Source organism: Psychrobacter sp. APC 3279, from assembly GCF_030407795.1.
GTDB lineage: Bacteria > Pseudomonadota > Gammaproteobacteria > Pseudomonadales > Moraxellaceae > Psychrobacter.
In genome coordinates this window covers 13,119-27,050 of record NZ_JASDCR010000020.1, presented here as the reverse complement: position 1 = coordinate 27,050, position 13,932 = coordinate 13,119, and the positions used below count along the sequence as shown (strand labels likewise).

General features: G+C 41.7%; 12 protein-coding genes. 5 read left to right on the top strand and 7 right to left on the bottom strand.

Translation table 11 applies throughout. The features are described from left to right. Positions 1-38: 38 nt before the first annotated feature. Positions 39-653 carry a septal ring lytic transglycosylase RlpA family protein gene (locus QL898_RS11150; RefSeq protein ID WP_101205034.1) on the bottom strand — a complete coding sequence of 205 codons (615 nt, stop codon included), beginning with the start codon at positions 651-653 and terminating at the stop codon, positions 39-41. 834 nt (positions 654-1,487) lie between these two features. Next, a complete protein-coding gene (rodA, locus tag QL898_RS11145; protein ID WP_290176844.1) occupies positions 1,488-2,630 on the bottom strand; it encodes a rod shape-determining protein RodA in 1,143 nt (380 codons plus the stop codon). Positions 2,631-2,914: 284 nt separating this feature from the next. Between rodA and QL898_RS11140 the strand changes: the two genes are divergently transcribed. Together QL898_RS11140 and QL898_RS11135 are read left to right on the top strand one after the other, a co-directional pair. Continuing rightward, positions 2,915-3,862 (top strand): D-Ala-D-Ala carboxypeptidase family metallohydrolase, encoded by a 948-nt coding sequence (locus QL898_RS11140; RefSeq protein ID WP_160022680.1) that lies wholly within the window; start codon positions 2,915-2,917, stop codon positions 3,860-3,862. 268 nt (positions 3,863-4,130) lie between these two features. Next, positions 4,131-4,706 (top strand): hypothetical protein, encoded by a 576-nt coding sequence (locus QL898_RS11135; protein ID WP_290176843.1) that lies wholly within the window; start codon positions 4,131-4,133, stop codon positions 4,704-4,706. Between the two features lie 148 nt (positions 4,707-4,854). On the opposite strand, the gene QL898_RS11130 is transcribed toward QL898_RS11135, so the two are convergent. The 3 genes from QL898_RS11130 to QL898_RS11120 all read right to left on the bottom strand — a co-directional run bounded on the left by QL898_RS11130 (position 4,855) and on the right by QL898_RS11120 (position 8,211). Beyond that, positions 4,855-6,432: a pitrilysin family protein gene (locus tag QL898_RS11130; RefSeq protein WP_290176842.1), complete on the bottom strand. Its 1,578-nt coding sequence runs from the start codon at positions 6,430-6,432 to the stop codon at positions 4,855-4,857. A 67-nt stretch (positions 6,433-6,499) separates the two neighbouring features. Further along, positions 6,500-7,996 carry a pitrilysin family protein gene (locus QL898_RS11125; protein ID WP_290176841.1) on the bottom strand — a complete coding sequence of 499 codons (1,497 nt, stop codon included), beginning with the start codon at positions 7,994-7,996 and terminating at the stop codon, positions 6,500-6,502. Between the two features lie 65 nt (positions 7,997-8,061). Then, positions 8,062-8,211 (bottom strand): hypothetical protein, encoded by a 150-nt coding sequence (locus tag QL898_RS11120; RefSeq protein WP_156410696.1) that lies wholly within the window; start codon positions 8,209-8,211, stop codon positions 8,062-8,064. Between the two features lie 618 nt (positions 8,212-8,829). Here QL898_RS11120 and ftsY point away from each other — a divergent pair. Both ftsY and QL898_RS11110 read left to right on the top strand, forming a co-directional pair. Further along, positions 8,830-9,885 (top strand): signal recognition particle-docking protein FtsY, encoded by a 1,056-nt coding sequence (gene ftsY, locus QL898_RS11115; RefSeq protein ID WP_290176879.1) that lies wholly within the window; start codon positions 8,830-8,832, stop codon positions 9,883-9,885. A gap of 54 nt (positions 9,886-9,939) precedes the next feature. Continuing rightward, positions 9,940-10,506: a methylated-DNA--[protein]-cysteine S-methyltransferase gene (locus tag QL898_RS11110; protein ID WP_290176840.1), complete on the top strand. Its 567-nt coding sequence runs from the start codon at positions 9,940-9,942 to the stop codon at positions 10,504-10,506. Between the two features lie 80 nt (positions 10,507-10,586). Here the strand turns inward: QL898_RS11110 and QL898_RS11105 are convergent, their stop codons facing one another. Beyond that, positions 10,587-11,336: a YebC/PmpR family DNA-binding transcriptional regulator gene (locus QL898_RS11105; RefSeq protein ID WP_102091781.1), complete on the bottom strand. Its 750-nt coding sequence runs from the start codon at positions 11,334-11,336 to the stop codon at positions 10,587-10,589. Positions 11,337-11,653: 317 nt separating this feature from the next. Between QL898_RS11105 and QL898_RS11100 the strand changes: the two genes are divergently transcribed. Next, positions 11,654-12,484, top strand: a complete 831-nt coding sequence (locus QL898_RS11100; protein ID WP_057760421.1) for an ion transporter — start codon at positions 11,654-11,656, stop codon at positions 12,482-12,484. Between the two features lie 33 nt (positions 12,485-12,517). Here QL898_RS11100 and QL898_RS11095 read toward each other — a convergent pair whose 3' ends face one another. Beyond that, on the bottom strand, positions 12,518-13,819 hold the full coding sequence (locus QL898_RS11095; protein ID WP_290176839.1) for an AarF/ABC1/UbiB kinase family protein: 1,302 nt from the start codon (positions 13,817-13,819) through the stop codon (positions 12,518-12,520). Positions 13,820-13,932: the final 113 nt, after the last annotated feature.

Genomic DNA, 13,932 nt, shown 5'->3' with positions numbered 1-13,932 from the left:
CTAGCAATATTATTGATCTTTAAAACTGATACCTAAAATTAAGGTCCTGCGACGCGTTCGATAGCAACGTTACCCACGCCTTTGCTCGTAATACCGAGTTTTTTGGCAGCACCATAAGATAAGTCTAATACACGGTTACCATGGAATGGGCCGCGATCGTTCACTTTTACCACGACACTTTTACCATTAGTCTTGTTAGTAACTTTGACATAGCAGTTCAATGGCAATGAGCGATGCGCTGCAGTTAAACCATTCATATCAAAAGTTTCGCCACTGGCAGTCTTGCGACCATGAAACTTACGACCATACCAAGACGCAAGGCCAGTCTGCTTGAACTTACTGACAGAGTTAGAAGCAACAGCTGTTAAGCGCTCTAATACATCTTCATCATTGGTAACTTGTGTCGTATCATTGGCTAACAATGAGCTGCTAAGTGCCAATGAAGTCGGCTGACGAGCTGACTTTACCAAACTTGATGCACCATCATGCTGACGGCTTAGTTCACCAAGTACACGGTCAATGTGGGAGGCGTTATCTTGCGAAATCATAGCAAGTGTGGTCTTTGCTTCTACAGCATTTGCATTGGTAGCGACTGCAGAGCCAGCAAATAACATTGCTGACATTGTAAGTAAACCAGATAAACGCTTGTTCATAAATACCTCTATAACTTATACATCAAAACCTAACTCTAAATATTTTAGATTGAGCATGGCATTAATCTATTGTTTTCATATTGATTAATGAGCGGCTCTTATAGATATTAATATATGGTAATTTTTCATTTCATTATCATCAGTATTCAGTACATCTAGTAGATAGAGTGACTGACGATACGCTTAAATGATAGTTAGCGATAAGCATTGAATACAAAGTCCAAAATCAGGACTGAATGACAATGTCACTATATGTCGTATTTACATGATGTGCGATATACAAACTTCATTAGAATGCTACATTAATAAAAGGTTCAGAGGACATCGCGTATCGCTTTGTTATCAAACCGTTAATTAAGTAGTGTATTTGAAAGTCTGGAATCTACAAGATGCTAACTATACGGCTATGCTACAACCTAAATATATTTAAATGCAAAGTTTATTAGTAGCTATGTACGGGTTATGTATCAGAGTACAGTAAAACGAGGTTAACGCAATTTTTTGTAAAAAACAAGGAATAAAATCTTTCTAGACTGATAGGTGGTTAACTAATATCGGAAATTGTGTCTATTTACTATTAAAAATAAGAGGCGCTAAAACGAACAATTATTTCAGATTTGTAACTATTATAGTGATTGATACGAACATACATTATATGAAAACCATTAAAATAAAAAAGCCATAGCGCTCAGAAAGAAATTCTTCTTCGCGCTATAGCTCATTGTCTTTTATCGAACCATGGGTAATACAAAACAATTTATCTTAATGGTACTACCATAGTTATTACAATGACTTACTCGAAAGACGAATTATACAGAAAGTATCTTATACAAATTAGCCGGATTTATGTGTATGGATAGACATGAGCAAGCCAAATCCTGCCATCAAGGTGACGATAGCCGTACCCCCATAACTAATGAATGGTAGTGGAACACCTACGACAGGCAAAATACCGCCAACCATGCCGACATTGACGAATATATAAACAAAGAAAGACATAGCGATAGCACCAGCCAACAATCTGCTGTAAACGTCAGGATGGGTGAAAGCGATATATAAGGCGCGTGATAAAAGGCAGAAATAAATGAACATCAGTAGCATCACACCGAGTAAACCAAACTCCTCGGAGAAGGCGGCAATGATAAAGTCAGTATGGCCTTCTGGTAGGAAATGTAGGTGTGACTGCGTGCCCTCCAGATAACCTTTTCCAGTGAGGCCACCAGAACCAATGGCTGTCTTCGATTGCATGATGTTCCACCCGGCACCTTGCACGTCTGCTTCAGGATTAAGGAGTGTCAATACCCGCGTACGCTGATAGTCATGGAGTAAAAAATTCCAAGCAAAACCAATAAACGGCACAGCCAAAATTACAGCAGCAGAAATCAATCGCCATGAAAGGCCTGCTAAGAAAAGCACAAATATGCCACTAGCAGCGACCAGTAGTGATGTACCAAGATCGGGCTCTTTGGCAATTAATAGCACAGGTACAATAATTAATGCCAAGGTAATAGCAATGCTAGACGCTGACGGTGGCAAATCACGCTTAGACAAAAACCAAGCACACATCATTGGCATACCGAGCTTCATAAACTCTGAAGGCTGCACACTACCGAACCCAGGCAAATTGATCCAGCGCTGAGCCCCCATACGTACTTCACCGATAATATCTACCAATACTAATAGTATAAGTCCTAAGACATAAAATATAGGCGTGAAAGTACGATAGAGACTAGGTGGTATCTGCGCCATAGTAAACATCACAGCGAATGCCACACCATAACTGACCATTTGGCGAATGACCATACCAATATCTTGGCTGGCGGCGCTATATAGAATCGTTAGACCAATACAAAAAACCGTCAATAACAGTAAAGTTAACCATGGGTCGATATGAATACGTTGCCATAGTGTCGGTGCATGACCTTGACCCAAATGATGGCTCTGACGTGAAAAACGATATTGCGGGTTAGAAGACATAGGCAGAATTTGGCTAACAATTGGTGTAGGAGGGAAGTACTAACTAAATTATCTCATTATAAATAAGGATGAGAATCGTACTAAAAAGTACCGACTTTAATAAAAGTATGCGAGCAAGCGATGGCTATATCATTCACAAATAATAATAAAGTCACTCAATTATAAAAGTTGTAAGGATAAGTGTTAATTATCAATATTGGACTTCAAATTAGAAGCGATAGTTTAGCCTGCTTGTTAAAAATTTGATAGTATCGATAAAACGTTTTTAGCGGTAGTTTCTTGCAATGATAAAATCAAAAATCCATGCGTATAAGCAAATTCGCCAACCTATTATTACTCTTATCCTATGTGCTGGCAGTGTCAGTGCTCATGCCGTTATTATCAGTGATGACAGTGAACGCCGTATCCAAATACGTCAAAGTAGCAGTACAAGCAATAACACTAATGCGTATATAACGCCATCTACCAACAGCTCATATCAGCGTCCTGGTGTCACCATGTTGAGTGGTGCGAATGCATCAAATGGCGACAGTATGCAAAACTTGATTGTACAAAAACAGCGTGATTTCGAAATTGATGCTAGGTTGTCTATTGAAGAAAACAAACGTGTGAATGTAGTGAGACGCGGTACTACTTATAGTACAGCAAACAACACCTATAATGGTGCTTATAACGATTCTATGAGTATGGACTTTAATGCATGGTTAAATAGCAATAGCTATCGTGCCAGACAAGTAGCAGAGTACGAACGCTATCTCAGCGCACGAGTCGGGTCGCAGAATGTACCGCCATTATCGCAACTGCTGACGACTGCCCGTAGTTGGAGTAAATGCGGGTATGAACCGTATCAATTGCCACCTCAAGAGCTATGGTCTAACATTGTACCAACATTGCGCCTTTATAGTGAGTTGAAAAACCAAGGTATTTTACCACTCAGCAGTGAGATACGTTCGGTATATCGTAACCCGGGTTTGAATGACTGTGCAGGCGGGGCAGACAGTAGTAAGCATATGAATGCAAGTGCTATGGATATCTGGGTGCCTGAGTATGAAGACAATCTATGGCGTTTGAGTACCATGCATGATGGCTTATGTCAGTTTTGGCAGTATCAAGGACAGCCTTATAATTTTGGCTTAGGATTATATGCGACAGGGGCTATTCATTTAGATACTGATGGTTATCGTAAGTGGGGGTTCAATCACGCTAGTAGTTCCTCTTCTTGCCGCTATTAATTGATTTATGAAGAATCGAAAGTTCGAATAAATATAAAGTTAACCGAGATAACACTAGATATATATTCATTTTTATATATACTATTCCAATGCTTACTAAAAATAATAATTTCGTAATTATCTGGTAGGATTCATACGTTAGACACATGAGTTCATTAAAAATTTGTTTGGTCTTTAAAAACTATGCTTTAATAATATGTGTTATCAATCGCCTTTATATTTTCATGGCTTATAAAGAAAACTACAAAATTTACTTTAAGCGAAAACTATGAAAAATCAGCGCTCGACAATAAAAAGCTACCATAGATTAAATAACGAGAAGCAAAGTTCTTTGCACTCGAACTATAAGTATGGCGCTTTGTTTACTTCTGCACTTATGTCGGTATTACTGATTAGTGCGTGTAGTACAGAGATGTCCTCTGAAAACAATATGATAGTGACGGATAAAGCTGATAGACATATACAAAGCTCTAAAGAGATAGAAGATAGTATCAAGAACTCTTATGCTCGTTTGGCCTCTAAGCGCTCTGATGTCTGTCCAAAATTAATTCAAGAAGAAACGGATAATCAGGTTATCGAACGTATATCAGAGGTCATGGTAAATGACTACTGTGATTATTTTTTATATCCGCGAGAGGGTCAGCGCCTCAATGTTAAAGTAGATAACCGTCAAATAGAAGCGCTATTAATTGTGCCGACGCTACATAACTTTGCCAATGGTAATTATAAAGTGACATCTTATGATAAGCATGTTATCCGTTTGAGCTATAACGGGGCTACCCATAAGCCTGAGCATTTTGTCTATGATGTTGCGCTAAAAATTTCTGACGCCAAGTATTCCTAATGCCAAGCATTAAGAATGTTCTGCTTCTTATTTAAAGATTATAGCCGTTCAAATATTTAAATGGACATATTATGAGTAGTATTTTTTACCATTTATAATACGTCCATTGGATTGATAACGCTTATTTCTAATATTGCTTCCTAGCGATTTATTTCTTACTGGTTTTTTCTACCACTTTCTTTTCTTTCCAAGGATCTTCTTGCCCAACCGTAACTATTAAAAAGTTATCAGGCTTTAGCGTATCTCGCATGGTTTGATTGACCTCTGAAAGTGTGACTTGATCAATGCGATTGGTATAGTCAGCTAAGTAATTATTCGGCAATTGGTAAAAATTCATCATTCCAAGTAAGCTATTAATACCAGCATTGCTCGCAAACCCCATCGGGAAGCTGTTTTTCAAATTATCTGTAGTTAAGCGCATCTCCTCATTGGTGATACCCTTGTCTAGCGTCTCATTGATAACCGCTAAGCTTGCATCAATAGCCGCACGCGCCTTGTCATTACGTGTCGAAAAACCAATCTGGTAGGGACCTCGAGAGAGCATGGGATTCATCGATCCTGAGATTCCATAAGTATAGCCGAGGTTCTGTCTTACCTCCGTCATTAGTCGCGCATTAAAGTCACTACCTGCCATAACTTCGTTTCCAACCGCAAAGTTGGTCTGCTGCTGCTGTGCTATTGGGTCGGTTGCCCGTTTGCTACCCAGCTGTCCCATGAGTACAGTGGTTTGAGTGCTTGGGAATGGAATATGAACGTGCTGCGCTTTAGTAAGCGGTTTCGGCTCAGGTAAATCAGTGGCAGCTTGGCCAGTAGGCAATTTAGCAGTGATGTCTTCTGCCAGTTTTTTGGCTTGTTCTAATGTCAGGTTGCCGGTCATAGCAACAGATGCATTTGCTGCCACTAGATATTTGTTTTTAAAGTCTATCAGTTGTTGTTTCTCAATCGTAGGAACGCTTTCTAGTGTGCCGACTGATGGATGCGCGTAAGGGTGAGTACCATATAGAGCATCATTGAAAGCGATGCTTGCTAGGCTATTAGGATCTTGTTTTTGTTGCTGTAGGCCGACTAACAGTCTTGCTTTATTGCGAGCTAGAACTTCCTCGTCAAACGTAGGCTCACTTACCATCTGTGTCATTAAATCAATGGCTGGCAAGAGGTGCTTGTCATCAGATAAGCTACGCAGTGAAACGATAAACATATCCTTATAGGCGCTACTGCTTAGATTGATGCCCAACGTTTCCACTGCACGTGTAAATGCGTTTTCATCTAGGCTTTTTGAGCCCTGTTCTAGCATCGTCGCTGTCATATTCGCAATACCAAAACCATCCTTTTTGATACTACCATCACGTGCGCTACCAGCATTAAAACGCAAATCAACATCTACGATTGGCAAGGTGGTCGTTTGTACAAACATAACAGGTACGCCAGACTTGGTCTTAAACTGTTGAATGGTCGGTACGGTGACTTTTAAAGGTTTGTCATCGTCTAAGCTGGTCAGTTTAGATAAGGCAGCAATTGGCGCACTTGCATCGACTGCAGCAGGTGCGCGGTAATCTTCAGCAGCTGTTGTATCAGCTTGAGCAGTAGTCGCCAAGATGCTAAAAGCAAAAATTACGCTAGCACTGAGGTAGGCTCGCTTTTTAGATGCGATAGTGCTACTTATAGAGGATGAAGTAGTCTTAAAAGATTCTTGTCTTGCTTTAAGGTCGTATTTATTCTGAATCATGAGTTTCTTCTTATTAAGAATACGGTGTTATGGCCATTTTTATGAGACGTTTGATAATAGGCAACTACTATTTCGCTGAGGTTTTATTGTCTTTAGGTGGCACGACATGCATCACCGTTAAGTTGTCCTTGACCAAATATTTTTTACTGGCAGCCTGAATATCAGCCACACTGATACCGTCAAGCTTAGCTGGCAGTTTAGCAAGCAGTCTGTCATCTAGACCGATAGATTGTAACGAGCCTATCATACGTGCTTGTCCTTCCATGCTGTCTTGCGCATAAATCAAACCAGTAACCGTATTGGTCTTGGCGCGACTAATCTCGTCATTGGCAATAGGATCGGTTTTTAGCTTTTCTATTTCTGAGGTTATGGCTTGTTGTGCTTGCTCTAAGCTGACGCCTTCACGCGGTGTTGCTTGAATCAAAAACAGCCCATCACCGCGATCTAACAAGTCGTAAGAAGTACCAACCGTAGTAAGCAGACCTTGCTCACGTATGAGTCGACTCTCTAAGCGTGCAGATAAGCCGCCATCGAGCACATCTTGCGCGAGTGACAGGGAATAAGCTTGTTTTTCATTGTTTGTACCTGCCGTGGCAAGGCTTGGCACGTTATAACCCATCAGTAGAACGGGCACTTGTACGGCTTGCTCAGAGTCTACCTTTTGATAACCACGGAAGCCTTTTTGAGTTACAGAGGTACGTTTGGGTAGGTCACTTTTTTCTAAATCACCAAAGTAACGTTTGACTTGAGTAAGTACTTCTTGTGGTTGCACGTCGCCGACGATGACTAACGTTGCATTATTTGGTGCATACCACGTCTTATACCAGTCTTTTAAATCTGAAAGTTTGATCGATTCTAGCTCGTTCATAGGTCCAATGACAGATTCACCTTTTGGGCTGTCAGGTAAAGCCAGTAGACGAAATGACTCATACGCTTTGGCAAGTGGATTGTCATCAGTACGTTGGCGGCGCTCTTCCATGACCACTTGATGCTCTTTGGCAAATTCTTTGTCATCGAATATAAGTTTTTTCATGCGATCTGCTTCAAGCTCTAACGCTAATGGCATACGATTGGCAGGGAATAGCTCGTAGTACCCCGTATAGTCATAACTGGTAAAGGCATTGTTGACGCCGCCAAACTTAGCAATTAGCCGCTCATAGTCATCACTAGAGACATTGGTCGTGCCCTTAAACATCATGTGCTCGAGTAAGTGAGAGATACCACCTTTATCAAGAGGCTCATCTGCCGAGCCCACTCGGTACCAGATTTGTGTCATAGCAACTGGGGCACGGTGGTCTTCTTTTATGACGACTTTTAGACCATTTTCTAACTGATATTCATGTCGACCTGACATGTCCATTGTCAACTCAGAAGGCTGAGTATCTTTGCTCGTTTTATTTTCATCTGATATGTTTTGAGCTAAGCTATTTTTTGCAATTGAGCTTGTCGCAGTTGCAGAGTCAGTAGGCTTCGTATTGGTTTGACACGCAGCAAGTGACGCTGCTACTGATAAGGCACAAGCCATGCGTAATGGCGCAGCTGCTAGAGGTAAAGACAATGGCATGGTATGGTCTACTTATATAAAATAATAATAGAAGAATTAGATGCTAATCATAGTGATAAATGGCATTACAAAGAGGTCTGAGCACCAACCATAACACTAGCAGTTGGTCTAAATTCTTGCGTCGTGGTGCAACCTGTCACCAATATAGTCGTCGTTAATAAAACAGCCACACTTATGCTGCTGATTTTCTTATAGTGCTTAGAGAATAATGACATAACGGATTCCTAATAAGTATTTATCGAATAAGTCTTGGTAGAGTAGGCGAAGTCTGACAAGTAACAGGTCAGAATTTTGTGTCCAAACCTTAAGCAAAACTTTCTCAAATCATTGAGTGATTTTTTAAACAGATAAATTTTGACGATAGTCTAATAGGGTAAGGGCTGAGCATGACTTGAATTATGCTAAAATAGGTCAAAATTAAGCGTCATGTCGCTCGTAGCCAGATGACAACCTATAAATCCATTAACAATAAACAAATAATTGATTGTGATAACTTTTAGGGCAAATTTATGAACAACCCAAACAATAGCAACCGCGTAGTCATTAACCTTGATGCTGGTCTTGACGACTTAGATGACGATGATATTACCTTACCCAGTCTACCGGTGCAATCTGTGCCCATTATTGATGCAACAGAGAGTATTGCTCCACAAAAGGACAGCACGGTAAACCAAGACGTCTCTAGCAATGACGCTGCAGACAATATTGCTTTGGCTACGCCAATTGTTATGACAGAAGAGCATAACGTCCCTAAAGGTAATTCTGAAAGCTTTTCAAGTGCTACAGAGACAGCCGCTACAAGTCAAACTAATACTGCGTCGACTATTCCTGCTATGCCATTGCAGGAGCAATTGGGTGACACGCCAAGTGTAAACCCAGTGGCTGACAGTGACGCACAAGCAGCTACTAGCAAAGAGCCTGCTACAGAGTCACAAGAGACAAAAGAGAATAAGAAAAAGGGCAGCTGGTTCAACCGTATGAAAACGGGTCTCAGTAAGTCACGCAAAAACTTAGCCGAAGGCATGGTCAGTATCTTAATCGGTGGTAAAGAGATTGATGACGAGCTATTAGAAGAAGTCGAAGATCAACTATTGGTAGCCGATATCGGCGTCAACGCGACGAACCGTATCATCAAGAGCCTCACCGAGCAGACAGATCGTGGTGACTTGATTTATGCTCATTCTTTATATAAAGCGTTGCAAAGTGAATTGGTTGATATCCTTACACCAAAAGTTGAGCCATTGGTGATTGATACTAGCAAAAAGCCGTTTGTTATATTGGTAGTAGGTGTCAATGGTGTAGGGAAAACCACAACGATCGGTAAGCTTGCCAAGCGCCTACAGGGCGAGGGTAAATCAGTTATGCTGGCAGCAGGCGATACGTTCCGTGCGGCAGCTACTGAGCAGTTACAGATTTGGGGCGAGCGCAATCATATTCCAGTGGTAGCGCAAGGTCATGGTTCTGACAGCGCTTCTGTCATTTTTGATGCGATGCAATCAGCCAAAGCAAAGAATATCGATGTGCTCATTGCCGATACTGCTGGACGTCTGCAAAACAAGACACATTTGATGGCAGAGTTAGAGAAGGTCGTACGTGTCATGCGTAAAGCGGATCCAAGTGCTCCGCATGAAGGTATGATTGTGCTGGATGCTGGCACGGGTCAAAATGCTATCAACCAAGTCGAACTGTTTAACAAGGTTGTGCCGCTGACAGGTATTACTATTACTAAACTAGACGGTACTGCTAAAGGTGGTGTGGTGTTTAATATTGCCGAAACGACAGATGTGCCTATCCGCTATATTGGTGTGGGTGAGTCGATTGACGACTTGCGTTCTTTTAGTCCGAAGCAATTTGTCGCCGCTTTGTTCGAGACCGATGATAAAGAATAAGATAGCCAGTTTTAACTGGTAAATCATTTTTAAGATAATATGGAAGTAGACGCTATGATAGTTACCACAGCAGCCTTTGGGTCACATCGATTAACACTGATTGCTCGTGTCAATGAGCATGGTCAGCCTATGCTCGTTGAAGCCAACTGGCTGCTGGCAGGTAACTCGTGGCATAGCTCAAAATCTGTACCTAAACTTAAAAAGTACTATGGCCTGACAGACGAAGATTTTACTTTTATAGACAAAAATAGCCTAAGCATGAATGAACCTGCTCAAGCATTATTGATAGAAACGATTTTCCAACTCAAAGACTATGCTGATGGTAAACGTAAGACATTGGATTTGCCTTTAGACTTCTCTATGGGTACTGAGTTCCAGAAAAGAGTATGGCAGGCACTACAAGGTATTGAGTATGGCGAAACCATCAGCTATGCCACACTCGCGCAGCGTGTCAACAGTCCAAAGGGATTCCGTGCGGTTGCGCAGGCCAATGGCAAAAACCCTTTTAGCATTATTGTTCCTTGTCATCGAGTGATTGCCAGCGACGGTAAGCTCGGTGGTTATACAGGCGGGCTAGATAAAAAAGAGTATTTACTATCATTAGAAGGAAGTTGGACGTAAAACTGAGTCTGGAGCTATCTTAATAAAAAAGGGCCAAATACTTTTAGTATCTGGCCCTTTTTACTGAACAATTAATACGCTTATGCTTCAAGCTGAGCCATGACGTCAGCAGAGAAGTTCACGTTAGTATAAACTTCTTGCACATCATCAGCATCTTCTAGCATATCAATCATCTTCATGATCTTTTCAGCATCATCGACATTGTCGATCTCAGCCGTGGTAGATGGTGACATAGTAACCTCGGCGTTGTCAGAAATAAGACCAGCCGCATTAAGAGCATCTTGGACTTGACCGAAACTTTCCCATTCAGTGATAACGAGTAAGCTTTCACCATCATTTTCGATATCAACGGCGCCCGCATCTAGTGCAACGAGCATGACCTCATCTTCTAAGCTGACATCGTTAAAAGTGATTTCGCCACGTTTAGTGAATAAATACGCCACTGAGCCTGATGTGCCAAGATTACCATCATTCTTGGTAAAAGCATGACGTACTTCGCTGACCGTACGGTTAAGGTTATCCGTCATGGTTTCGACCAATACAGCCACACCACCGACACCGTAGCCTTCGTAACTGACTTCTTCCATATTCTCGTTATCGCCGCCGCCTGTACCACGATCGACAGCACGATTAATCGTGTCGCGCGTCATATTGACGGATAGAGCTTTTTCGATAACGGCACGTAAGCGTGGGTTTTTGTCAGGATCGGGATCGCCTTGTTTGGCAGCTGAAACGATTTCACGAATAATCTTGGTAAATATCTTACCCCTTACTGCATCCTGACGGGCTTTACGGTGTTTAATATTTGCCCATTTTGAATGGCCTGCCATATAACATCCTTAAGTTCTACGTACTATTTTTATGGGTAAAAAGAGTGATCAACAACAACCTTCGGTATCTGATTGCCTGATTTTATACTATCATTACTTTGTCTATTTAAGGTAGTAGCGCTACTGGCACGTTAACGATTTGTATGTTGTTGAGAGTGCTTTTTTGCTACACTGTGGCAACTTATAGATTGTATTCACTGTGATAGGTGAGCGATATTATAAACCAGTTTTAGCTATTTTGACCAACTTGCCCTTATCCATCACATTTTAAGTCATTGCGTGCTATCAAGCCATTGATTTTATAAAGTACTGATTCTATGAAGCAACCAACCGCCGAAGCTCTTACACACTTGCGTAACCGTACGCATATCATTATTGAAGGCACAGATACTCGTCTGGGTAAGCTCTTTGATATTGTATTGCTGATTGCAATTTTAGCCAGTGTGGCCGTCGTCATGCTTGATAGTGTGCTATATATGCGTTTGCAGTATGGCACGTTGTTCTTTTATGCAGAGTGGTTTTTTACCATTTTGTTTACTATTGAGTATGCGTTAAGGCTGTTTTCAGCACCCAACCGCTTACGCTATGCTTTTAGTTTCTTTGGAATAGTAGACTTACTGTCTGTATTGCCAAGTTATTTGAGCCTAATGTTTGTGGGTGTACAGTATCTACTCGTGATACGGGTATTACGTATTTTACGTGTGTTCCGCGTTCTTAAGCTCAAGGCCTATATGCAACAGGCTGGGTTTTTGGCGTCTGCATTAAAAACCAGTCAACAGAAAATCACGGTTTTCTTCTTATCGCTTGTATTATTGGTAACCATCTTCGGTTCAATTATTTACGTGGTAGAAGGGCCGGAAAATGGATTTACCAGTATTCCATTGTCTATCTACTGGGCAGTTGTCACGATGACAACGGTTGGCTATGGTGATATGTCACCCAAAACACCGCTCGGCCAAGCAATTGCAACCATGGTCATGATCACGGGTTATTCGATTATTGCGGTACCAACAGGTATTTTTACGTCAGAGCTAGCACGTAACATGCGCCCACAACTTAACCCGGTGACTTGCCCCAACTGTGGTAAGTTCGGCCATGCAGTAGGGGCAGACTTTTGCGATCGTTGCGGACACGCGCTACATATCTAAAAATAGATTTAATCGTGACAGTCAATATACCTACTACGCATCGATGTATTCATCAACCAGTGGTGAGAGGTCGATCTCGACGCCTAAATTGACCAGATTCCAGTATTGTCCTGATACAGTACGGTCTAGCATCATAGTGGTAGCTGAGGGTTGAAACTGACCGAAGTACTTCAAAGACGTACGCATCTGTGCAATGGCCTCGTGATGGACTTGGCTACTGCCAAAATCAAACTCGCCTTCTTGATAGGGGCTAATGGATAAAGGTTTAAGCCCAATCGATAGCCACTTTTCATAAAATTCACCAGGGATGTTCTTGTCATCTTCGCGGCGAATATCTAGGGCAATCAAATCTTGTTCAAGTGCAGTGACGTCACCTCTTAGCGCATGTTTGACAAAGCGTTTGAATAGCTGCACTTCGCTATCGCTATAGCTGCGGATGCCACCAAAATCATAAGCCACGACGCTACCGTCATGACGGAACGCAAAGTTACCTGGATGAGGGTCGCAGTGCATACGGTATAAGCCAAACAGCTGCCCTGCGGTAAAATGAAACAGACGCTCTGCTATTTTTTGTTTGACGTCATTGTCCCATGTCGCGGCGACAGTCAATGTCTCTCCCATCTCTTCAGTCAACGTTAAAATCCGTCTAGAAGAGTGGCTACTAATCACTTTGGGAATAATAAGGCCTTCATCTTCTGCATGAAAAGCGCCGAATACGCGTAAGTTATGAGCTTCTTTAACATAGTCTAATTCATCGTGCAGACTCTGGCGAATCTCATTAAAAAGCTGCTCTTGTAGTTGCTTACTCATATTGAGCACGCCAGCTATTTTTAATGCCATACGTACTTGTTTGAGATCGCTATCACAGTTTTCATCAACATCAGGATACTGGACTTTGACCACCACTTTTTGACCCGATGGCAACGTTGCTTTGTGCACTTGTCCAATGGATGCTGCGGCAAAAGGTGTCTCTTCAAACTCGCTAAACAACTCTAAGATCGGCGCTTTCAATTCACGTTCAACTTGAGCTTGTATTTGCGCATACGGCATTGGCGGCGCATCTTTCTGTAGCTTTTCGAGTGCTGACGCAACCTCAGGCGGGAATACATCCTTATATTGTGAAGCAATCTGTCCGACCTTCATCACTGCGCCTTTCATCTCACCCAACGTTTCGGCAATTTGAACGCCCACGTCTTGCATCAGATCTGAGCGAGCTTGCAGACGTTTTTCTTCGTCACTTGAGAGATGCTTAAATGAGTTCTTAGCGGCTTTGCCAGCAATACTCGCTGTCATGCCAGCGAGTTTCATAAAGCGTTTTCCGGACGATTTTGCCATTCATGTCACCGTATAATGGGTTGTTTGCTCAGTCGTAATTCTATTATTTTACTTGCAAGATTACTGTTTGACTAATGTGTGAAGACGCGAGCAATTATTTATAAAAAAGTAAG